Source organism: Acinetobacter guillouiae (assembly GCF_002370525.2).
Classification (GTDB): Bacteria; Pseudomonadota; Gammaproteobacteria; order Pseudomonadales; family Moraxellaceae; genus Acinetobacter; species Acinetobacter guillouiae.
The window spans coordinates 1,692,377-1,714,312 of the sequence record NZ_AP014630.1 but is presented as its reverse complement, the minus strand read 5'-3'; the positions used below and the strand labels follow the sequence as shown (position 1 = coordinate 1,714,312).

Annotated in this window: 18 protein-coding genes; 13 read left to right on the top strand and 5 right to left on the bottom strand. The window is 40.4% G+C overall.

Annotated elements, in window-relative coordinates; translation table 11 throughout:
* Window positions 1-255: 255 nt before the first annotated feature.
* The 3 genes from AS4_RS07835 to AS4_RS07825 all read right to left on the bottom strand — a co-directional run bounded on the left by AS4_RS07835 (window position 256) and on the right by AS4_RS07825 (window position 3,402).
* A complete protein-coding gene (locus tag AS4_RS07835) occupies window positions 256-2,052 on the bottom strand; it encodes a sigma-54-dependent Fis family transcriptional regulator (RefSeq protein WP_096733787.1) in 1,797 nt (598 codons plus the stop codon).
* A gap of 265 nt (window positions 2,053-2,317) precedes the next feature.
* Window positions 2,318-3,013 (bottom strand): LrgB family protein, encoded by a 696-nt coding sequence (locus AS4_RS07830; RefSeq protein ID WP_096733786.1) that lies wholly within the window; start codon window positions 3,011-3,013, stop codon window positions 2,318-2,320.
* Window positions 3,010-3,402, bottom strand: coding sequence for a CidA/LrgA family protein (locus tag AS4_RS07825; RefSeq protein ID WP_096733785.1), 393 nt, complete (start codon window positions 3,400-3,402; stop codon window positions 3,010-3,012). Before AS4_RS07825 ends, AS4_RS07830 begins: the two co-directional genes overlap by 4 nt.
* Window positions 3,403-4,013: 611 nt before the next feature.
* Between AS4_RS07825 and AS4_RS07820 the strand changes: the two genes are divergently transcribed.
* Genes AS4_RS07820 through AS4_RS07810 form a run of 3 tightly spaced genes read left to right on the top strand, consistent with a single transcriptional unit; the run spans window position 4,014 to window position 6,605 of the window.
* The gene (locus AS4_RS07820) at window positions 4,014-5,471 is read left to right on the top strand and encodes a cytochrome ubiquinol oxidase subunit I (RefSeq protein ID WP_056513011.1); all 1,458 of its coding nucleotides are present in this window, start codon (window positions 4,014-4,016) and stop codon (window positions 5,469-5,471) included.
* Complete coding sequence (gene cydB / locus AS4_RS07815; RefSeq protein ID WP_096733784.1) at window positions 5,464-6,468, top strand: cytochrome d ubiquinol oxidase subunit II; 1,005 nt, start codon at window positions 5,464-5,466, stop codon at window positions 6,466-6,468. The genes AS4_RS07820 and cydB overlap by 8 nt, the downstream gene beginning before the upstream one ends.
* Window positions 6,469-6,482: 14 nt before the next feature.
* Entirely contained in the window at window positions 6,483-6,605 is a 123-nt protein-coding gene (locus AS4_RS07810) for a DUF2474 family protein (RefSeq protein ID WP_096733783.1), read from the top strand.
* Between the two features lie 586 nt (window positions 6,606-7,191).
* On the opposite strand, the gene AS4_RS07805 is transcribed toward AS4_RS07810, so the two are convergent.
* Window positions 7,192-8,457, bottom strand: coding sequence for an OprD family outer membrane porin (locus AS4_RS07805; protein WP_096733782.1), 1,266 nt, complete (start codon window positions 8,455-8,457; stop codon window positions 7,192-7,194).
* 557 nt (window positions 8,458-9,014) lie between these two features.
* Here AS4_RS07805 and catA point away from each other — a divergent pair.
* The 3 genes from catA (at window position 9,015) to AS4_RS07790 (ending at window position 12,863) form a co-directional block, all read left to right on the top strand.
* Window positions 9,015-9,959: a catechol 1,2-dioxygenase gene (gene catA / locus AS4_RS07800; protein ID WP_004721555.1), complete on the top strand. Its 945-nt coding sequence runs from the start codon at window positions 9,015-9,017 to the stop codon at window positions 9,957-9,959.
* 85 nt (window positions 9,960-10,044) lie between these two features.
* The gene (locus tag AS4_RS07795; RefSeq protein WP_096733781.1) at window positions 10,045-11,301 is read left to right on the top strand and encodes a GTPase; all 1,257 of its coding nucleotides are present in this window, start codon (window positions 10,045-10,047) and stop codon (window positions 11,299-11,301) included.
* Window positions 11,301-12,863, top strand: coding sequence for a dynamin family protein (locus AS4_RS07790; RefSeq protein ID WP_096733780.1), 1,563 nt, complete (start codon window positions 11,301-11,303; stop codon window positions 12,861-12,863). Before AS4_RS07795 ends, AS4_RS07790 begins: the two co-directional genes overlap by 1 nt.
* A gap of 193 nt (window positions 12,864-13,056) precedes the next feature.
* Here AS4_RS07790 and catM read toward each other — a convergent pair whose 3' ends face one another.
* Entirely contained in the window at window positions 13,057-13,974 is a 918-nt protein-coding gene (gene catM, locus AS4_RS07785) for a cis,cis-muconate-binding transcription regulator CatM (RefSeq protein WP_034617960.1), read from the bottom strand.
* Window positions 13,975-14,092: 118 nt separating this feature from the next.
* Here catM and AS4_RS07780 point away from each other — a divergent pair, with 118 nt between their 5' ends.
* The 7 genes from AS4_RS07780 to AS4_RS07750 all read left to right on the top strand — a co-directional run bounded on the left by AS4_RS07780 (window position 14,093) and on the right by AS4_RS07750 (window position 21,923).
* Window positions 14,093-15,202: a muconate/chloromuconate family cycloisomerase gene (locus AS4_RS07780; protein WP_096733779.1), complete on the top strand. Its 1,110-nt coding sequence runs from the start codon at window positions 14,093-14,095 to the stop codon at window positions 15,200-15,202.
* 14 nt (window positions 15,203-15,216) lie between these two features.
* On the top strand, window positions 15,217-15,507 hold the full coding sequence (gene catC / locus AS4_RS07775; RefSeq protein ID WP_004820442.1) for a muconolactone Delta-isomerase: 291 nt from the start codon (window positions 15,217-15,219) through the stop codon (window positions 15,505-15,507).
* Between the two features lie 136 nt (window positions 15,508-15,643).
* Complete coding sequence (locus tag AS4_RS07770) at window positions 15,644-16,327, top strand: 3-oxoacid CoA-transferase subunit A (RefSeq protein ID WP_096733778.1); 684 nt, start codon at window positions 15,644-15,646, stop codon at window positions 16,325-16,327.
* A 2-nt stretch (window positions 16,328-16,329) separates the two neighbouring features.
* Entirely contained in the window at window positions 16,330-16,983 is a 654-nt protein-coding gene (locus AS4_RS07765; RefSeq protein WP_096733777.1) for a 3-oxoacid CoA-transferase subunit B, read from the top strand.
* 132 nt (window positions 16,984-17,115) lie between these two features.
* Window positions 17,116-18,330: a 3-oxoadipyl-CoA thiolase gene (gene pcaF / locus AS4_RS07760; RefSeq protein WP_096733776.1), complete on the top strand. Its 1,215-nt coding sequence runs from the start codon at window positions 17,116-17,118 to the stop codon at window positions 18,328-18,330.
* 10 nt (window positions 18,331-18,340) lie between these two features.
* On the top strand, window positions 18,341-19,138 hold the full coding sequence (gene pcaD, locus AS4_RS07755; RefSeq protein ID WP_096733775.1) for a 3-oxoadipate enol-lactonase: 798 nt from the start codon (window positions 18,341-18,343) through the stop codon (window positions 19,136-19,138).
* A gap of 295 nt (window positions 19,139-19,433) precedes the next feature.
* On the top strand, window positions 19,434-21,923 hold the full coding sequence (locus AS4_RS07750; RefSeq protein ID WP_096733774.1) for a penicillin acylase family protein: 2,490 nt from the start codon (window positions 19,434-19,436) through the stop codon (window positions 21,921-21,923).
* The last annotated feature ends 13 nt before the right edge of the window (window positions 21,924-21,936 follow it).

The following is a 21,936-nucleotide window of genomic DNA, read 5'->3' as shown; positions in this document are numbered from 1 at the left end:
GCTGTCCAATCAATGGACAATCACTGAGCGCCTAAAACAAGGATGAGGGTTAAATATGGATAAGGATTAAAAACGAGAATAAGGGTTAGTTAAGTTTAAAAATAATGTGTACGTAATAAGTGTATATTCAGGCAACGTTGAGTTGCCCTAGCATGATGAACAATCAGGAAAAAAGCCCAAGCTGTTCCGACAAGACCTAATATACAGTCCCAAGATCAAGCTTTGGATGGAGTAAACGTTGCAATAAAAACAGTATTAATTGCCAATATATTTATATATCGTTGTTCTTGAAATGTTTAAGCGTTTCGCTGTCCTTGCGATATTGCCATTTTCTTCTTGTAACGCCTGCACAATCATTTGCTTGGTCAAGCTATTTAAGTTTTTATTTTCATCTAATATCAGTTGCTCACTTTGCTGCTGAATCGCTAAATCAGCTTCAGGTAAATATAAATGATTTAAAATTTCACTGTCTTTAAATGCTGCGGATAGCTTCACCACATGAATTAATTCACGAATATTTCCTTCCCATGTGTGCCTATTAAATTGTTGTTCTACATGGCTCGACCATTGCTCTATACCAAATTGATCCAGAACGTGATGTAAAATGACCTGTTTATCTTGACGTAAGCGTAAGGGTTGTAAATGTACCTGAAAACCGCAAATACGATAATATAAATCACGGCGGAATGACTGCTGTTGTATTTTACTTTTTAAATCCTGATGTGTTGCACATAACAGTTTAAATGCTGACTTGATCGGTTTACGTCCTCCAACCCGATAGAACTGCTGATCTTGTAACACTCTTAAAATTTTCACTTGTAAATGTAAAGGCAAATCACCAATCTCATCGAGAAAGAGTATGCCCTGATCTGCCAGTTCAATTAAACCTTTTTCGCCTTGCCGTTTAGCACCTGTGAAAGCGCCGCCTTCATAACCAAATAATTCTGCTTCAAGCAAATGATCTGGTATTGCACCGCAATTAATCGAAATAAAAGGTAAATCTACATCCAGCTTCTGATGTAACTGCTGAGCAAAATGATCCTTACCTGTGCCGGTTTCTCCGGTAATCAATACAGGAATATCGGCTTTTAATGCTTTCAGCGCTTGATCAAGCAAATGCTGTGTCGTGATTTTGCTTGTTTTATTCTGCAACTGCCCATTCACACTACGTAGCTGGGCATAAAAAAATGCATGGTCAAAACTTTGAATTAAAAAACAATCACTCGAATTTAACGGATTCAAATGCTCAGTGAGCAAAAAATGATCCATTGGTTGCTGCAACAATTGCTCAATAGAACAATTCAGCAATTTCAACGCCATTTGGTTGGCTTTGAGGATTTTTCCTGATTGATCCAGTACCATCATGCCCGTATAGGCATTGTCCAGTAAATCTTTGGAATGTTGAAAATAAAGGACCCGTTGTTCAGGTTGTAGCGCTGCCTGAATAATCTTATTTTCCAAAATATAACTTTGGTAAAGTAAGTGACGCAACCAATTGCTCGCCAAAAGCCCTTGTGGTGAAGTGATATCTAAAGCACCGAGTACATCACCACAGCCATTGAATATCGGAACCGATGCACAAGAATAATTCGAAAATTCATCTAGATAATGTTGATGCCCTGTCATGATCATAGGCTGTTTAGACATCACACTACATGTCGGTGCAATCGCACCAAACACAGAGGGCTCAATAATACGACCCGTGCATAAATAATGATATTGGTCATCTAAATCAGGATTGTGACGTTCAGCAATAATTTTAAGCTGATGATTAATTAAGAAAACGATAACATCCTGTTGCCCAAATAAGCGCCAGACATCATTTAATACACCTTCAGCCAATGCAGCTAATTTTATATCACCCTGTGAAAGGTCAGCGACAGGAAACTCTTCTAAGTCAGTGATTTTGGAGAAAGGGCTTAAGCCCGAATTTTTTGCACTTTCCCAAAGCTGTAAAATAGGTGAATCTCGTTGCACAAGCTCTGGCAGTTCTCCAGTATTGTAAAAGTTATATTTAATATTTTGCCAAGAAAATTCAGATAACCCATCCATAAGCCTATTCCAAATCCAGCAGTTGCTTTCGATCATCCCTTTGATGATCCTAATATAAAATCACCCTCTCTAGAATATGACAAGGGCTAAATACAATTAAATATGTAGCGCAACATCTGCACCCTCACAAAATCCCATACGGAGATTTAAAATAAATATTCATGTAAATCAATTACCTTGAACATTGCATACTGTCTTTAAATGCCGCTTAGACTTTATTTTTAAAGGTTATTTTTCAATCTAAATCAAATCAAATCAAATCAAATCAAACAATATGTTTAATCAATGAAATCATAAATGGCGCAAATAACACCATGATGATCCCTGAAATAATCATGGATAGACTAGCAATCACCCCTTCCAACTCATGACGTTGTCTTGCTCGCGCAATCCCCATCGCATGAGCGGCATTTCCTAGAGCAGCGCCTTGTGCAATACGGTTTTTATAGCGCATCCATAACAGTAAAAAATCACCAAATAACATCCCCACTAAGCCTGTTATGACCGTAAACAAAGGAATTAAACTGATTGAGCCGCCAATTTTTTCAGTCAACTCCAAAGCAAATGGAATAGAAATCGAACGTGCCAAAAGACTATTTTTCAAAATTTCGTCGAAATTGAACATACTTGCCAATAGCCAGCTACTTAAGATCCCCACCAGCATAGACACACTAGAACTGACGATTAAAACGAAAAAATATTGTTTGACGATCGCTCTATAACGAAATACAGGAATCGCAAATGCCACTGTAATTGGTCCTAACATGGCAACCAAATATTGGGTGTATAGGTAATAGTCTTGAAAGCGATGCTGAAATATAAAGATCAAAATAATACTGAGACTCGGCACCACAATAATCGGAGAAAAATATATTTTCTGGGTAAAAACAAATACGCGCTTTGCCAAGAAGTAACACAGTACCGTCCAAAGCAAGTAAAAAATTCCCCACAACTCCGTCATTCCACATCATCCTGTTGCAAGAATATTTTCACCATCAACACAGAGCTTGCCATCACCAAAGCGGTACTGAGTAAAATCACCAGAAATATTTTCCAACCACTGATTACAAGCAATTGCTGATACTGAATCACACCGACCACTGGCGGAATAAAAAACAGTAACAGCTCACCCAACAGAATATCGGCACCTAGACTCACCTTTTCCAAATTGAGCCATTGCGTTTGCAATAAAATCAGCAATATAAAAAAACCTAAAACACCTGATGCAATGGGTAAATTGAACAGTTTTTGCAACATATATGCAAAACCCCAAATCGCTATAATCAAGCTGATTTGGTAGCTCGCGCGCTTGATGGTGGTTAACTCAGATATTGTATAAAACACTGTCATTTACATCCGTATATTCATCATGACTCAAGCTAAATTTAACGGTACATACCTTTTTTAACTTAAAATTGAGTGATATATCCGTAGTTTGCAGTGCATTAAAGAAAAAAAATAGCTACAAAAGCAGCCGATAAAAATATAACAGTTTAGCCATGTTTTAAAAATCTGTTATATTTTTTCTCCTCATTTTCTGTACCTACATCCCAACTAGATTATCGTGCAACATCTCAGGGTCTGTTGACAATTCGTCTATGTTTGCGACAACGAGTGTTTTTTAGGTGATACGAGACACGAAATACGTAATTTAGTCATTCTAAATCAGTAGTTCGTAACGATGTAGCAGCAAAAAACACTCTAGTCCCGAAGGGTTGTGGCTAAAATTATCTCAGCCTACGTTATGAAACTCGAAAATAGTCTCGCTATTCTCTTCGTTTCCTGCCTTGCCTGTTCAATTTTTGCCTACAACGCAAGCCATTTATGAAATATCAACAGACCCTAAACATTATTTCTAAGTAGGTAGTTTTTATGGAACGATCTATGGTTTTTTCCAAACTTAATCATGACGGTCATGGGTCTATAGCAGTCCAATGCCTCAAGCAACCATGGGGCATGCAATGAGTCTCGGATTAACTGCACTAGAACTGGCAAGAATTCAGTTTGCTTTCACTGTGTCTTTTCACATTATTTTCCCTGCAACCTCTATTGGTTTAGCCTGTTTCCTTGCGCTGCTGGAATGGAAATGGTTACGTACACAAAACCCTGTTTACAAAGACCTTTTTAAATACTGGATTAAGATTTTTGCTGTTGCATTTGCTATGGGTGTTGTTTCAGGCATTGTCATGGCCTACCAGTTTGGTACCAACTGGAGTGAGTTCTCGCGTATCTCAGGGAGTGTGACGGGACCATTACTCACCTATGAGGTTTTAAGCGCATTTTTCTTGGAAGCAGGCTTCTTAGGAATTATGCTTTTTGGTTGGGGCCGAGTCACCGCAAAAGCCCATTTTTTTGCCACACTTATGGTCGCCATTGGAACCTGTATTTCAATGTTCTGGATTTTATCCTCTAACAGTTGGATGCAAACACCACAAGGCTTTGCAATAGAAAATGGCATCATTGTCCCGACAGACTGGTGGGCAATTGTATTTAACCCCTCGTTCCCCTATCGCTTTGCACATATGGCAACAGCTGCATTTTTAGTGTCTTCATTATTGGTTGTGGGCACAGCGGGCTGGCATCTGCTTAAAGGTCGTCGTGATGAATTAATTAAAAAATCATTCTCTATGGGTTTATGGATGGTGCTGGTAACCTCTTGTTTACAAGTGGTTATTGGTGACAACCATGGTTTAAACACCTTAAAACACCAACCTGCGAAATTGGCAGCAATTGAAGGACACTGGGAGACCAACCGTGACCATGCGATGCCACTTCTGCTGTTTGCAACACCAAATATGCAACAAGAAAAAAATACAACTGAATTCGGTATTCCCTATTTAGGCAGTTTGATTCTAACCCACTCCTTAGATGGCGAAGTCACTGGATTAAAGGACTTTGCAGCTGAAGATCGTCCAAATGTAGCCATCGTGTTCTGGAGCTTCCGTGTCATGGTGGGTCTTGGCATGTTAATGGTATTGCTGTCTTTAACAGCCTTATGGTTACGCAAAAAGAATCGACTCTATGAGTCTACATGGTTTCATAAATTTGCCATTGTGATGGGGCCAACGGGTTATATCGCTTTACTCGCAGGTTGGGTTACGACAGAAGTCGGAAGACAGCCTTGGGTGGTTTATGGCGTGTTACGTACCAAAGATGCGTTATCGCATACCGTAACAGCAGACCAAGTGGGACTCAGTCTGATCATTTTTGTACTGGTGTATACCGTTGTATTTGGTGCAGGGATTTATTATATGTTCAGACTCATGAAATCTGGACCTGAGTTTTTAACTCATTTAGATCCTGAAATAACTGGTTTAGGGCATTTTAAAACCCCATTACGCCCCCTCAGTGCTGTGGATGATCCAATCGATGGACAACAAGCGCCGCTAGATCAAAATAAGGAGAAACATCATGATTGATCTCGCTTTAATATGGGTCGGCATTATTGGTTTAGGTGTACTGATTTATGTGGTGATGGATGGCTTTGATTTAGGTATTGGCATTCTCTTTCCATTTATTCCAGACCGACAAGAACGTGATGTCATGATGAATACGGTCGCCCCTGTCTGGGATGGTAACGAAACATGGATGGTGCTTGGCGGTGCGGGATTATTTGCAGCCTTTCCGCTGGTCTATTCTACGGTACTCTCTGCTTTATACCTTCCTATCATTTTTATGGTGGTCGCATTGATTTTCCGTGGTGTTGCCTTCGAGTTCCGCTTTAAAGCAACTCGAACCAAATACTTATGGGATCAAGCCTTTATTTGGGGATCGATCTTATCTAGCTTTTTCCAAGGGGTTATCCTTGGTGCATATATCCAAGGTATTCAAACCACTGCGGGTATTTATAGTGGCGGTGTATGGGATTGGTTTACCCCTTTTTCACTTTTCACTGGTTTAGGTGTTGTTGTCATGTATGCCACTTTAGGTTGTGGCTGGTTGATTTTAAAAACGGAAGCGCGTTTACAAGACATCATGTATACGCTGATGCCAAAGCTGTTAATTACGTTAATGATTATTTTTGCTGCCGTCAGTATCTATACCCCGATCACACATCCTGAAATTGCCCAGCGCTGGTTTGCCTTACCAAACCTTATCTATTTCAGCCCTGTGCCTATTTTAGTTGTACTCTTTTCTGGTTTAATTTTACATGCTTGTAAGCAACGATACGAGGTCAAACCTTTTGTCTATACGCTGGCATTGGTTTTTCTAGCATTTACTGGATTTGTAATTAGTTTATGGCCAAACATCATTCCACCTTCAGTTTCAATTTGGCAAGCCGCTGCACCAGAATCAAGTCTTAAATTTACCTTGGTCGGTGCGGCAATTCTGATCCCAATTATTATCGCTTATACCTTCTTGTCTTACTGGGTTTTCCGAGACAAAGTCCGTATTGGTGATGAAGGCTACCATTGATCAAGGAGTTTTAGATGAACAAATACATCAAACAACTCAACCCTACGACATGGTTTATTTTATTGTGGTGTTTCGGTTTTGCAGCATTGGCTTTAATTGCGGGTTTGTTTAGATTAATGCTTAGTTTTGCCTATTAGGCATATACCTGTTGATGATCTGACTAGAGAAGAAAGGATAAGCATTTAACTATGCTTATCCTTATTTATAGCCAAACCACCTAATTATTTATACAACTGATTTGCATCAAGTCATTGATCAGAAATGAAGCTTAAGTATTTGTATAAACGTTTAGAAACTGCTGGTTATCAATTCACTTTTTGTGCTTTTGAAGCATAGATACTTATCCTACCGTGGGGCGACAAGGATGTCGCCGTTGAGCGGGGGTATATGAGCAAAAATAGAGCACTGCTTTGTTTGCAGCGCAAGAGCCCTGTTAAACGAAAGATTTTTGTCCCTTTTTATCTCTAAAAAGGGAGGCATCGCCTACGCAAAGATATTTAAACTTTGAATGTAAGGTGTGGCATTGCAAGCTTTTTAGAATCAAACAATTTATTTTCTCCATACAATTGATTTAATTAAAAATGTTAATTAAGAGAAATTATATTCTTGTGTCTCAGTTTTTACAGGTTAACTATACTTGGACGCTTAAATGTCCTGACTACTAAAGATGATGCCCCTTGTTTTTAATAGGGACACCATTTAATTTATTGGATTAAGCAAAAATTAGAATTTAAAGGTATAGGTTGTGATAAAACGATTTTCCACAAAATCTCTACCTGGAAGGTTTCCAACACCATATTTAATATTGGCATCAATATAGCGCCATTCCACTCCAAGCCCCTTTAACCGTCCTTCTGGAACAGTATAGTTTACAATCAAATTCTTCTCGGTTTCTTTATTATCCTTAAAGCCAGCCCGATAAATGTCACTACCATTTAAATAACGCAAGGTCAGTTTCAGGCCCGGTACGCCATGATCTTTAAAGTCATAACTATATAAGGCATGCCAAGTAAACTCTTTCGCTTTATAAAATGCAATTGCAGACCAAGTCTGTAAATATCCTTGCGGAACATAACCATTTAAAAGTGGAATATTGTCCTCACCCATATGCTTTTGCACACCCGCTAAAAAGGTATTTGGACCATGCTGTGCACTCGCTTGTAATCCTAGAGATTGAACATCGATGTTTCCAAAATAAGCATCGCCATCCTCTTTATAATTAAAATAGCGCGCATCTACTTTTAGCTTGGTCTCATTGACTTTTTCTGTATAAACCGCATTGAAATAGTGTTGTTGATAAATATCTTCCAACTGACCAAACCAGTATGAACCAGTGAAGTTTGGGGTAAACTTATAGTCTAATCCGATAAAATTTAAACCATCACTTCTTTTGTTGGGATCTGTAGAGTTGCCCAAAGTGAATTTTCTATATTCATCATCATCTCGGGCATTGACATGGGTAAAACGACCTGCAGACAGTTTTAAATTTTGAATGTCTTGGCTTTCTAACATTACCCCAGCATAGGTCGTCACCAATTGTCGAGAATCATCAATAAATAAAACCGGTGTTTTTGGAAAAAGCTCCCCCACTTTAAGCTCTGTATTTTGATATTTAAGTTTTAAGGTGGCACCTAATTTTAAATAATCCCGTGCTTGTTGGGCTTCACTTTTGTCATATTTAAAAACGGTATCTAAACGTTCATCGTAACGATTATTTAAACGTAGGGCATATTGAAAACCAAAATCCAAACCGACTTGTAGCGCAGTGTCGCTATAACCCGATTCAAAGCGCCCAGATGCCGCCTGCGACCAACTGCCGAGGTCATGCTTGGTATCTTCGTAGTCACGTTCATTATAGAAATTACGTAAATAAATACTGGTGTTACTCTCTTCTAAAAACTCGGCATAAGCGGCATCTATACTCAGACATCCAAACAGCGTATAAAGTGCAACTCGTTGAGTTCTATAAAGCAGATCTAGCTTTAACATGGGAAATCCTTTCCTGAATCTTTGAAATTCTTGTTGTGTAAGTTCTAGGGTGTTCTTTGTCTTATCCTCCAGACAAAAACTTTTGCACTTCCTTAAAATATAAATAAATTCAAAATGATATAATTAAGGGAATACATCAGCATTACCCATTATAAGAATTATTAATGTAATTTTCCATGTATAATGTGGTATATGTTTATACCTTTTCAGTCATACCACTGCTATTTCAAACCTAGATAAACAATTTTTTATGTATAAAAATACATTTTAAAATATTGAAAAATAAGTAGTTTTTATTATTTTTAATGATCTAACAACATTGTTATTTTCAAGCTATAGCATGACAGCATCACAGTTTTATCATTTGAGCGGGTTAAATATACCTTTTAAGTATTTAAAGATACCGAATTCAGTCTAGATAAGGGGATTACATTCAATTAAGGTATATAGAAGGATTTATGAACCAAGCAAGATTAGGAATGATGCTGGCTCAACGCACAACATATCTTAAAAGATATGACGCAAGCCAGCATTATGGCAAGATTAAGGAGATAGCCATGACAGCCAATAATATTAGAATTTTCGAAACGGAAGAAGTACAGAATTTCATTAACCTACTCAGCGGACTTGAGCAAGACGGTGGAAATCCTCGTACTAAGCAAATCATTCATCGGGTGGTTTCTGACTTATTTAAGACCATTGAAGATTTAGAGATTTCTTCTGACGAATATTGGGCTGCAATTGCATATTTAAACCAGCTAGGTACCAGTCATGAAGCAGGCTTACTTTCTCCTGGTTTAGGCTTTGACCACTTCCTTGATATGCGTATGGATGCAATTGATGCCGCTTTGGGTATTGAGAACCCAACCCCGCGTACCATTGAAGGCCCACTTTATGTCGCAGGTGCACCTGTTGCCCAAGGTTTTGCTCGTATGGATGATGGCAGTGATCCAAATGGTCATACCCTGATTTTGCACGGTACAATTTATGCTGCAGATGGTCAACCACTGCCAAATGCACAAGTTGAAATCTGGCATGCCAATACCAAAGGTTTTTATTCACACTTTGACCCAACTGGCGAACAACAACCTTTTAACATGCGCCGTACCATTATGACGGATGCTCAAGGTCAATATCGTGTACAAACGATTCTACCTGCAGGTTATGGCTGTCCACCAGAAGGCCCAACTCAACAATTGTTAAATCAATTAGGCCGTCATGGTAATCGTCCTGCACATATTCATTTCTTTGTATCTGCAGATGGTCATCGCAAACTAACCACGCAAATTAACGTTGCTGGCGACCCGTACACCTATGATGACTTCGCCTACGCAACACGTGAAGGCCTTGTGGTTGACGCAATCGAACATACAGATGCAGCAGCGATCCAAGCCAACGGTGTTGAAGGTCCATTTGCCGAAATGGTATTTGACCTCAGACTTAGCCGCCTTGTAGATGGTGTTGATAACCATGTGGTTGACCGCCCTCGCCTACAAGCTTAATTCAGCTAAAAGTCATTTTGTGAATCTTGAAATCAGGCGAGCTGTAACGGTTTAGCCTGATTTATTTTATGGAAAAGATATTTAGATGGATATTCATACTTTTGATGCAGCAAGCAATACTATTTTAGCCGTTGTACCTGAAGATGCGAAAGCTCTGGCTCGACTGCGTGCCATTCTACAGGCAGGTCAATTTCCGACGGTTACAGTGATTGGCAAATATAATCATGGTAAAAGCCGACTGTTAAATGAGCTTATTGGTCAAGATATTTTCTCAGTTGCAGATAGACGAGAAACGATAGCCCTCTCCGAACATCTGCAACATCAAATCCGTTGGTTAGATGCGCCGGGTTTGGATGCTGATGTGGCGACAATCGATGATCAACTTGCTCAAGATGCGATGTGGAATAAAGCAGATATCCGCCTAATGGTCCATTCGGTACGTGAAGGTGAGTTTGATCCTTATGAATTGCACTTATTCCAGCAATTCGAGCAAGATGCAAAGCAAACCCAACGCCAAAGCTTACTGCTGCTTACTCAAATTGACCAAATTCCAGATCAAGCCGTTTTAGCACAGATTATTGGCAGCATTCAAAATCAAGCACCAACTGCAACGATACGACCTGTATCAGCTACACGGCACCGTCAAGGTATCGAAAATTCCAAACCCATACTGGTACAACGCAGTGGTATTCCCGAACTACAACACACACTTCATCGGATGCTTGAGCAAGTCCCCGCAATACGTCAATTTGAAAAAAAACAGATCATTGTTGATCTAAAAATGCGCTTATCCCAGCACCTAGAAACCATTCAAAGTAACATTCAGCAACTTACAACAAGCTTACAGCAGCAACGCCAAAATTTTGAGCGTGATCTCAATCAAATATTAGATAAAGTGCGTCAAGATTTACAACCGGTCCTACAGGTCTCTGGGCAGGATAATTCGCTAGAACCAGATTCTTTTGCCAATATGTATAAAGTAACCGCAGGCAAACGTGATCGTAACCGTATTCAAGTGGCTTATTCTCGTGCCTGTATCGAAATCAATAGCCATCTGGTGCGCTATGGTGTGGTGGGTTTACCCGATACGCAAAAAAGTAATGTACGCAGTCTAGATACGGTCATGGTTGCGGTGATGGGTGTTTCAGTCAAACTGCGTAAGGATCTCAATCTTATTTTTGTGGAAGAATCAGGTCGTGAACGTTTACGTGGTGAATTTGCCCATTATTTTGAATTGTCTTCTGATCGAATGCAGTTGCAACAGCAATTACTTAATTTGCAGCAGCAACAGCAGCTCATCATACAAGCTCAACAAGCATCAACCACTTTGGAGCAGGTATAATGACCGTTCATGATTCGCATGATTCGATTCAGACGCTGATTGCGAGTAGCAAAGCTTTTGATCAGCATGAACAGGACATCATCCTGCATTTAAATAAGATGCACACTTGGCATCAGCAACTGGCGATCAATCTTAATAAACAACGTATCAATCCCATTGGACTGACATCACATTGTCAGATTGCCCAAGACATCGCAGTACTCAATTCACAGCTTGAAAGCTATCTCAGCCATTGGGAAACACAATTAGAAACCCTACATGCTGCACAATCCATCGCAGATCATTTTGACGATAAGATTATTTTGCTGATTTTCGGAAAATTCAATGCGGGTAAAAGTTCATTCTGTAACGTAGTGGCAGAGTGTTTTCACAGACGCCAGCAAAGCGTTGAATATTTTTATCTCGACTCAGGTCAAATTATCCATAGTCAAGAGCGTTTTAAAGAAGGTGCCACAGAAACCACCACACGCTTACAAGGGGTTTGTTTAGCGAACAATCTCATTTTACTGGATACCCCAGGACTTCATTCCGTTACGCCAGAAAATGCAGCATTAACCCAACGCTTTATGGATAGTGCGGATGGTGTCCTTTGGCTCAGTAGTTCCTCCTCACCCGGTCAAGTCAAAGAATTAGCGGCTTTGGGGCAGGAATTACGCCGACATAAACCGTTATTGCCAGTGCTTACACGCAGTGATTATTTTGAAGAAGATGAAGTCGATGGCGACATTTGCCAGATTCTATGCAATAAAACCTCTGACCAACGTTATCTGCAAGAAACCGATGTTCAAACCCGCGCTATTGACCAACTGATCGCAATGCAAGTTGATCCTGTGCTGTTGCAATCGCCAATTTCAACCTCCTCTCAGATGTTGAAAAATGCGGATTTCAATGATCAGGCCATGCAAATGGCAGGTTTTAATCGTTTATTTGATGCACTTTTACATTTGATCCAACCTGCTCTGGCTTATAAACAGCGTAAACCTGCGGAAGCCTTGTTACATCATTTACAAGAACAAATTCTAACGCCTTTACAACTTGAGGTTGTGCCACAACTGCATCAATTACAGCTGCAGCTAAGCAATGCTATAAGCGCTTTGCTGCAACATAAACAGCAGATCATTACGCAAACATGGCGCAGTATGATTGCAACCCTGCCAAGCTTATTAGAGCAACATGCCGAGCAGCAAGCAGTGGATGAATTGTATAGTGCATTGACCCAACAGGCTCAACAGCTTCTATCACAACATATTGCAAATACTTTATCGGATTATCAACTGCAATATGCCCCTCTCAGTCCGTTACAGTTTGCTGAGCATCTGGCGTATGAAGTAATTTATGCTGATGATGCAACCGAAATCTTAGCCATTGGCCATGACCGTTTATATAGCGAGATCTCACATAGTTTGTGGCAAAAGCTTGATCTATATAGCGATGAAGTTATCGCACAATGCCAAGAACTGCTGAGCAATCTTCAAGAGCAAATTGCCACCATCCAGCAAGGCTTAATCAATGACGAACAGGAACTGCAATACATTGCGAATTCATTAAGAATGCAAGGATAAAGACCGATAATGTCATTTTAAAATCAATATTTTAAAATCATGGTTTCAAATCATTAACTCAATAGATCCTATTCATAAACCAAAAAATGATCATGTTGAGTGAATCATATTGGTATTGAAAGTCCCTTCTCCCGTTGGGAGAAGGCGAGGATGAAGGGATTTTATATTGATCTCAGCGCAGACCTATACTCGATTAATCCCCATCGAGTTGAAGTGGAATCCCTTCTTCTTCAAAGACTTGTCGAATACATTCTAAAATTTTAGGTAAATAAGGACTTTGATCCATATTTCTCACGGCTAATGAAATAGGACTATAGGCCTCTATATCCAAAATCGGAATATAGACCAGATTTTTCATGCCTATTTCACTGGCGCTTTCAGGAATAATGCATATCCCTTCCCCTGACGACACCAAACCCAAAGCCATATGGATTTCTCGAACTTCAACCATATCTTTCGGTACCAAGCCTAATTCGGTAAAAATGGATTGAATCAAGGTTGAGAAATTGGGCTTCTGTGTGGCTGGATAAGAAAAAATAGGTTCATTGATAATTTGTGATAAATAAATACCTTTATCAATATAACTGGTTAAATGATGATTTTTATGCGCGGCTAATTTTAATTTCTCTTTGTACAATAAAATGCGCTTAATCGATGGATCACTAATTCTTAAACGACCAAAGCCTAAATCTATTTTACCGAGTTTGAGTGCTTCGATTTGATCCTTGGTACTGTATTCAATCAGCTCAACCTGAATATCAGGGTTATTTTGACGAAATAAATAAATTACCTGAGGCAGTAATGCATACAGCAATGAACTGACATAACCAATACGGACAATTGTATTCATTGAACTAATACGCTTCGCCATAGAGGTGGCTTGCGCAGTATGGGTCAAAATTTGTACCGCATGTTGGTAAAAGAATTGCCCTGCTTCTGTTGTTCTTACTGGACGTGTGCCACGCTCAAATAAAAGAATACCGAGTTCTTCTTCTAACTTTTGAATCTGACGGCTCAATGGCGGTTGAGCAATACATAATTTTTCTGCAGCTTTGGTAATACTCTGCTCTTCAACCACTGTAACGAAATAACGAAGATATCTTAATTCCATCTCTATAAATCCCTTTTATATACCTTTTAAGTATCTAAAAATACCAAAATCGGCCTAGTTAAAGATATTACATTAAATTAGGGTATATAAATAGATTGATACTTAAGAAATAACCACGATGTACAAGTCCATAGAAACGCTGTTAATCGAAATTCCAACGATACGTCCTCACAAGATGGCCGTTGCGACAATGCAAACCCAAACCTTGGTCCTGATTAAAATCACGACTGAAGATGGTTTAATTGGCTGGGGTGAAGCGACCACAATTGGCGGTTTAGGTTATGGTGAAGAAAGTCCTGAAAGTGTAAAGACCAATATCGAAACCTATTTTGCGCCATTGTTAAAAACACTGTCTGGTGCCAATATTGCCCAAACAATGCAAGTGATCCATCGTAATATCAACGGTAATCGTTTTGCGAAATGTGCTGTTCAAACTGCATTATTAGATATTCAAGCACAACGTTTAGGTCAACCCCTGAGTGAAATTTTAGGCGGTCGCTTACGTGACAGTATTCCTGTGCTTTGGGTTTTGGCGTCGGGCAATACCGAAAAAGACATTGCCGAAGCAGAAAAAATGATTGCGTTAAAACGTCACAATGTCTTTAAGTTAAAAATCGGTTCACGTCCTGTTGAACAAGATGTTGAGCATGTATTGGCAATCAAAAAAACCTTGGGCGCAGACATCTCAATTCGTGTAGACGTTAACCGTGCTTGGTCTGAACTGAATGCAATTAAAGGGATTCAAATGCTTCAAGATGGTGGCGTTGACCTGATTGAACAGCCTTGTGCAATACATAATATTGATGCTATGCAACGTCTTAGCCGTAAGTTTGATATCGCGATCATGGCAGATGAGTCGTTAACAGGTCCGCAAAGTGCTTATAACTTGGCAAAAACCAATGCAGCCTCAGTTTTTGCGGTAAAAGTTGCGCAATCTGGTGGTCTGATTGAAGCATGTGAAGTCGGAAAAATCGCCAATCTGGCAGGTATTGATCTTTATGGTGGCACTATGCTTGAAGGTCCTGTTGGAACAATTGCCTCAGCACATGCCTTCTCTACATTTAGCAATCTCGCAGCGGGAACTGAATTATTTGGCCCACTGCTACTGACTGAAGAAATTTTAAAAACACCGCTTCAATATGGCAATTTTGAGCTCAAAATTCCAACTGGTCCGGGCCTCGGCATTGAACTAGATGAAGACAAAATCGACAACCTACGTCGTCAATAATTCAAGGAGCTGACATGCTTTTCCAAGTACGAATGGATGTACACATCCCCCTCGATATGCCCGTCGAAAAAGCCAATGAAATTAAAGCAATTGAAAAGGCTTATTCACAAGATTTACAGCGTCAAGGGAAATGGCGTCATATCTGGCGTATTACAGGTCAATACTCAAACACCAGTATTTTTGATGTAGAGAGCAATGAAGAACTCCACAATATTTTACAGGGATTGCCTTTATATCCTTATATGAATATCGAAGTGACGGCCTTAAACCGTCATCCGTCTTCAATTCGAGAAGATGACCATTAAGCAGCGGATGTAAATTCATTGACCAAATAACTGTGAGATAAGTTCTTTCTCACAGTTTTTTAAGTTTCTATACATGTCTATCTTTGCTAATGCGGCATGTATAGAAATTTAAAAACATGGATAAAAGGTTCGTCTTATGATTGATAAAAGTAAGCTCTCGTTGACTGAGGTTCTATCACACATCAAAAATGGTGCAACCATTATGATTGGTGGCTTTGGAACAGCAGGACAGCCCGCAGAGCTGATCGATGGGCTGATTGAACTTGGCGTTAAAGATCTGGTGATTGTCAATAACAATGCAGGCAATGGCGATTATGGTCTGGCTAAACTGCTTAAATCAGGTGCAGTCCGTAAAATCATTTGTTCTTTCCCACGTCAGTCTGATTCTTGGATATTTGACGAACTCTATCATGCGGGCAAGATCGAACTGGAACTGGTTCCTCAAGGTAATCTCGCGTGTCGTATTCAAGCCGCAGGAATGGGCTTAGGGGCAGTGTTTACCCCAACAGGTTTTGGTACCTTATTGGCAGATGGTAAAGAAACTCGTCATATCGATGGCAAAGACTACGTGCTTGAATATCCGATTAAAGCAGACTTCGCACTGATTAAAGCACATCAAGGCGACCGTTGGGGCAACTTGGTTTATAACAAATCAGCACGTAACTTTGGTCCAATCATGGCGATGGCTGCAGATGTCACCATTGCGCAGGTTTCAGAGGTGGTTGAACTGGGTCAGCTAGATCCTGAACACATTATTACCCCAGGGATTTTTGTTCAGCATGTGGTTGCAGTTGATACAGCCAATGGTAATGGAGAATAACAATGAGCTACCAAAAACTAAGCCGTGACCAAATTGCTGAACGTGTTGCCCAAGATATTCCCGATGGGGCTTATGTCAATTTAGGCATTGGTTTACCGACCAAGATTTCAAAATATCTGCCAACAGACAAAGATGTATTCCTGCATTCTGAAAATGGTTTATTGGCTTTTGGTCCTCCACCTGCCAAAGGTGAAGAAGATCCTGAGCTGATTAATGCTGGCAAAGAATATGTGACTATGCTAACGGGTGGTTCATTTTTCCATCATGGTGATTCTTTTGCCATGATGCGTGGTGGACATCTGGATATTGCTGTATTGGGTGCATTCCAAGTGGCGGCTAATGGCGACCTTGCCAATTGGCATACCGGTGCGCCTGATGCGATTCCTGCGGTGGGTGGTGCAATGGATTTGGCTGTAGGGGCCAAGAAAGTGTTTATCACCACCGACCATGTGACCAAGCAAGGTGAACCGAAGATTGTTGAAGAACTGAGCTATCCAGTAACAGGTAAGCATTGTGTTGATCGTATTTATACCGACTTATGCGTGATTGATGTGACTGCAGATGGCTTAAAAGTGCTTGAAAAAGTTGCAGGTCTGAGCTTTGAAGAATTACAGGCTTTGACGGGTGCTCAATTGATTGATGCGACACAGGGATAATAAATCCCTCCCTTGCGGAATGATTAAATCTCCCCTAACCCCTCTTTATGAAAGAGGGGAACTTCTTCTGTTACAAAGAGGTGAGCTGCGGTAGTAGCAGCGCAAGGGAGATTATTTAAGGATATAAACAACATGAAAAACGCTTACATCATAGATGCCATCCGTACCCCATTTGGTCGTTATGCCGGTGGTCTTGCGCCAGTACGCGCAGATGACCTCGGTGCAATTCCAATTCAAGCATTGATACAACGTAATCCCACGGTAGATTGGCAGCAAGTTGATGATGTGATTTATGGCTGTGCCAATCAGGCTGGTGAAGACAATCGTAATGTCGGGCGTATGTCAGCATTATTGGCGGGTGTGCCATACCAAGTGCCAGCAACCACTGTCAACCGTTTATGTGGATCATCACTGGATGCGATTGCCATGGCAGCTCGTGCCATTAAAGCCAATGAAGCAGATTTAATCATTGCCGGTGGTGTAGAAAGCATGAGCCGTGCGCCCTATGTGATGGGCAAGTCGGACAGTGCTTTTGGACGCAGTCAAAAGATTGAAGACACCACCATGGGCTGGCGTTTTATCAATCCAAAACTCAAAGAATTGTATGGTGTGGACAGCATGCCACAAACCGCTGAAAACGTGGCAGAGCAATTCAATATTAACCGTGAGGATCAAGATCAGTTTGCGCTAAATAGCCAACAACGTACTGCGGCAGCACAAGCTCAAGGCTTTTTCCAAAATGAGATTGTGCCTGTCTCTATTCCACAGCGTAAAGGTGATGCTGTGATTGTGGATACCGATGAACATCCACGTGCATCAACCACTTTAGCTGCGCTGACAAAACTTAAAGGTGTGGTCAAAGCTGATGGTACGGTCACGGCGGGAAATGCGTCTGGGATTAATGATGGTGCAGCAGCCTTATTGATTGCTTCAGATGAAGCCGTAGAAAAATACCAATTAAAACCACGTGGCAAAATTATTGCAGCAACCACGGTGGGTGTTGAACCACGAATTATGGGCTTTGCACCTGCGCCTGCAATTAAGAAACTGCTTAAACAAGCCGATCTTAGTTTAGCGCAAATGGATGTGATTGAGCTAAATGAAGCTTTTGCCGCCCAAGCTTTGGCCGTAACCCGTGATTTAGGTTTGGCAGATGATGATGCACGTGTCAATCCCAATGGTGGGGCGATTGCTTTAGGTCATCCTTTGGGTGCATCAGGTGCCAGACTGGTGACCACTGCCTTAAATCAACTTGAACAGATCAAAGGTGAATATGCCTTATGTTCAATGTGTATTGGGGTAGGTCAAGGTATCGCGCTCATTATTCAACGTGTTGATCAAAATTAAGGAACGAGCAATGCCAACTTTTCAATCAGCGGATGCACAGATTAATTATCAAAGTTTTGGAAACCCTAACTCCCCTGCACTGGTCTTTTCAAATTCCTTAGGGACCAACTATGGCATGTGGCAAAAGCAGTTCAATTATTTTAAAGAACGTTTTTTTGTCATTTGCTATGACACCCGTGGACATGGTTCTTCATCTGCGCCACAAGGTCCTTATACCTTGCCCCAATTGGCTGAAGATGTGATTCGATTACTGGATCATTTAAATATTGAAAAAGCCAGTTTCTGTGGCATTTCTATGGGGGGGTTAACAGGTCAATGGTTAGCCATCCATTATCCACAACGATTTAATGCTGTTGTTATCAGTAATACCGCAGCAAAAATTGGACAAGAACAAGCATGGCTAGATCGTGCCCAACTTGTCCGAGAACAAGGTTTAACCAGCATCGCAGCAACCGCTGCATCACGTTGGTTTACAGATCCCTTTATCCAAAGTCATCCTGCAATTGTCAATAATCTGTGTAACGACTTAAGTGCTGGCAGCGCAATAGGTTATGCCAATTGTTGTGAGGCTTTGGCTAAAGCGGATGTCCGCAATCAACTCAAAGATATCACGATTCCAGTTTTGGTCATTGCAGGAACGCAAGACCCTGTAACTACAGTTGCAGATGGGCAATTTATGCAACAGCACATTCCGCAATCCCAACTTGTGGAAATTCAAGCATCGCATATTTCAAATATTGAATGTCCTGAAGCATTCAATGCTGCACTTGAAAAATTTCTCTCTGAAATTCTTACGACTGAGCTTTGACACTTAATTTTTGACGCAGCATAAAGGGATAGAACATATCCCTTTATTTTTTGGCATTTCATCAAGACTTGAGAAAGCATATTTAAAATAAAATGATGAGATAAAACTCAGTACCAAACACTTTAAAATAGGCCTCTTTATTTAAAAGTATAAATATATACCCACAAAGTAATAGAAAATTACATATAAAAATAACAATCATTTTATTTATTCAGGACCTGTATATCGATAAATCTACTGTTTTTAGAAAACATCTAAAAGCATTTATTTCCCAACACTCTATTTCTCAACAATAATGAAAAGGATATTTCAATTGAAAAAAAGACCCTCAAATAATCAACTGAGCGATAAACACCACTTAATCAAATTAGGTGTTTTAAGTTGTTTATTGCTTGCAGGATGTAGTTCATCCTCTCGTTTAGAATCAAACCCAGTGCAAAAACAGGTCACGATTCAACGTGACAATTTTGGCACACCGCATGTCTATGCCAAGGACACTTATGGTCTTTTTTATGGCTATGCTTATGCAGTCGCAACTGATCGTTTATTTCAAATGGAAATGTCAAAACGTACAGGTTTAGGCACTGTTGCTGAAGTGCTCGGTCCCGATTATCTACAATATGATATTGCAACCCATAGTCGCTTTAATCCTGAACAGATTAAACAACAAATTGCCCGACTTTCTCCTGAAGATCGTGCCATTTTCGATGGTTATGCTGCTGGTTTTAATAAGCGTGTCCAAGAGGTTTTGGCCAATCCAGAGCTGATGCCTAAAGAATTTATTGATTATGACTTTAAACCATCGACATGGCAGCAAGAAGATATCGCAATGGTCTGGGTGGGTTTAATTCTCAATCGCTTTTTTTCAGCCAGTTCAGAAGTCTCAAATTTAGATTTACTGACTCAACTACAAAAAGAAAAAGGTCCAGAAACAGGATTAAAAGTTTATCAGCAATTACGTTGGTTAGATGATCCGAGTGCTCCTACAATTATTCAATCTAAAGCAAAACCACAAGTTTCAGCACGTCAGCAACACATGTTAAAAGGTATAGCGCCTATCTCAGACCAAGCAGCCAAAAACTATTTAGCTCAAGCACGTATCGCATTGGGTAAAAGTGTGGTTGATGGCGTCCCTACAGCCAGTAATGCTTGGGTGGTCACAGGAGATAAAACGGTAGAAGGCCAAACGGTTTTATATAATGGCCCTCAACAAGGCTGGTACACGCCTGCAATTACTTATGCGGTTGGGTTACATGGTGCTGGCTATAATCTCACTGGGATTACCCCCGTCGGTCTACCTGCTATTTTATTTGGAACCAATGGAAAAATTGCTTGGGGTTCAACTGTCGGTTCGCTTGATACCAATGACGTCTATCAACTTAGCTTAAATCCGAGCAATCCAAAACAGTACCGTTATCAAGGCAGTTATATTCCCTTTGAACATCAACAGATCAAAATTAAAGTCCGTAATCAGCCAGACCACGTTTTAGATGTGTATCAAAGTAAACAAGGCTTTGTCAGCACATGGGATGAAAAAAATCATACCGCCTATGCACAAAAACGTAGCTGGGAAGGTGTAGAGATTGAAACTTTATTGGGCTGGGCCAATGCAGCAAAAGCGAGCAACTGGCAAGAATTCCTAGATCAAGCCAAACGTGTCGCGGCTTCGATTACATGGTTTTATGCCGATACCCAAAATAATATTGGTGTCGCTGCATTGGGTCGTTTACCGATCCGCCCTGAAAACCAGCATATTCAACTGCCTGCTCAAGGTGATGGCTCAATGGAATGGCAGGGTTTCTATGATTTCTCACACAATCCCAAAGCCTATAACCCTGAAAAAGGCTATATTAGCAGTTGGAACAATAAAGCTTATGCGGATTTACGTTCTGATTCCTCCAACTTCTCTCATGTTGACCGTGTCAATGAACTGATTGAACCCCTAGAAAGTAAAGCAAAATTAAGCCAACAAGACATTTGGGATATCAATAAAATGGGCGCTTGGTCGGATCTGAATGCGCGTTATTTTATTCCCTATATGGTCAAAGCTGCGCAAAGCCCGAACGCATCACCTTTAGTAAAGAAAATCGCACCGATATTGGCGAGTTGGGACTTCAAACTTCGTCCTGACAGTGAAGCTAAATTCTATCAAGGCGCAGCACCTGTCATTATGCGTACATGGCTCAATCAAATGATTGAATTGGTGCTTAAACCAAATCTATCTGAAAATATTTATGCACGTTACACAGATACCCTTTACCCAGTAAATAATGACCCACGGAGTACACAACCTGCCAATGCATCCAAACTAATCTGGAATGCACTGCAAGGCAAACAAGCCAGCGTTGTTCAAACCGTTGATTTCTTAAAAGGACAATCAGCAGATGATGTGGTGTTAACTGCCTTAGAAAACACCTTAATTCAGCTTTCAAAACAATATCATTCAGACCAACCCAATGACTGGAAAATTCCTGTTGCCACAATGGAATTCTCCAACAAAAACTCAGTGGGTATTCCATGGGCTGATCAGGCGCATCAACAACAGCTGAGCACCTATGGGAATACAGGGAGTGCAACCTTTAGAGTGGTACTTAATCCCAATCAAGTCAGCATGTGTTCAATTCTTGCACCTGGTCAAAGTGGATTTATTCATCGCAATGGAAAGACCGATGCACACTTTGCCGATCAGCTCCCATTATTTGAAAACTATCAATGTAAGGATGATGCAGTAAGCCAAAAGCAAATTGATCAAGCAACACAACAAAGTATGACTTTAACCTATTAATTTTTACTCGAAA

Coding starts and splice junctions, on each gene's coding strand:
- AS4_RS07820 (WP_056513011.1), top strand. CDS start 4,014: ATGAGTCTCGGATTAACTGCACTAGAACTGGCAAGAATTCAGTTTGCT.
- AS4_RS07825 (WP_096733785.1), bottom strand. CDS start 3,402: ATGACAGTGTTTTATACAATATCTGAGTTAACCACCATCAAGCGCGCG.
- AS4_RS07790 (WP_096733780.1), top strand. CDS start 11,301: ATGACCGTTCATGATTCGCATGATTCGATTCAGACGCTGATTGCGAGT.
- AS4_RS07750 (WP_096733774.1), top strand. CDS start 19,434: ATGAAAAGGATATTTCAATTGAAAAAAAGACCCTCAAATAATCAACTG.
- AS4_RS07830 (WP_096733786.1), bottom strand. CDS start 3,013: ATGACGGAGTTGTGGGGAATTTTTTACTTGCTTTGGACGGTACTGTGT.
- AS4_RS07805 (WP_096733782.1), bottom strand. CDS start 8,457: ATGTTAAAGCTAGATCTGCTTTATAGAACTCAACGAGTTGCACTTTAT.
- pcaD (WP_096733775.1), top strand. CDS start 18,341: ATGCCAACTTTTCAATCAGCGGATGCACAGATTAATTATCAAAGTTTT.
- pcaF (WP_096733776.1), top strand. CDS start 17,116: ATGAAAAACGCTTACATCATAGATGCCATCCGTACCCCATTTGGTCGT.
- AS4_RS07770 (WP_096733778.1), top strand. CDS start 15,644: ATGATTGATAAAAGTAAGCTCTCGTTGACTGAGGTTCTATCACACATC.
- catC (WP_004820442.1), top strand. CDS start 15,217: ATGCTTTTCCAAGTACGAATGGATGTACACATCCCCCTCGATATGCCC.
- AS4_RS07795 (WP_096733781.1), top strand. CDS start 10,045: ATGGATATTCATACTTTTGATGCAGCAAGCAATACTATTTTAGCCGTT.
- catM (WP_034617960.1), bottom strand. CDS start 13,974: ATGGAATTAAGATATCTTCGTTATTTCGTTACAGTGGTTGAAGAGCAG.
- AS4_RS07810 (WP_096733783.1), top strand. CDS start 6,483: ATGAACAAATACATCAAACAACTCAACCCTACGACATGGTTTATTTTA.
- AS4_RS07835 (WP_096733787.1), bottom strand. CDS start 2,052: ATGGATGGGTTATCTGAATTTTCTTGGCAAAATATTAAATATAACTTT.
- AS4_RS07780 (WP_096733779.1), top strand. CDS start 14,093: ATGTACAAGTCCATAGAAACGCTGTTAATCGAAATTCCAACGATACGT.
- catA (WP_004721555.1), top strand. CDS start 9,015: ATGACAGCCAATAATATTAGAATTTTCGAAACGGAAGAAGTACAGAAT.
- cydB (WP_096733784.1), top strand. CDS start 5,464: ATGATTGATCTCGCTTTAATATGGGTCGGCATTATTGGTTTAGGTGTA.
- AS4_RS07765 (WP_096733777.1), top strand. CDS start 16,330: ATGAGCTACCAAAAACTAAGCCGTGACCAAATTGCTGAACGTGTTGCC.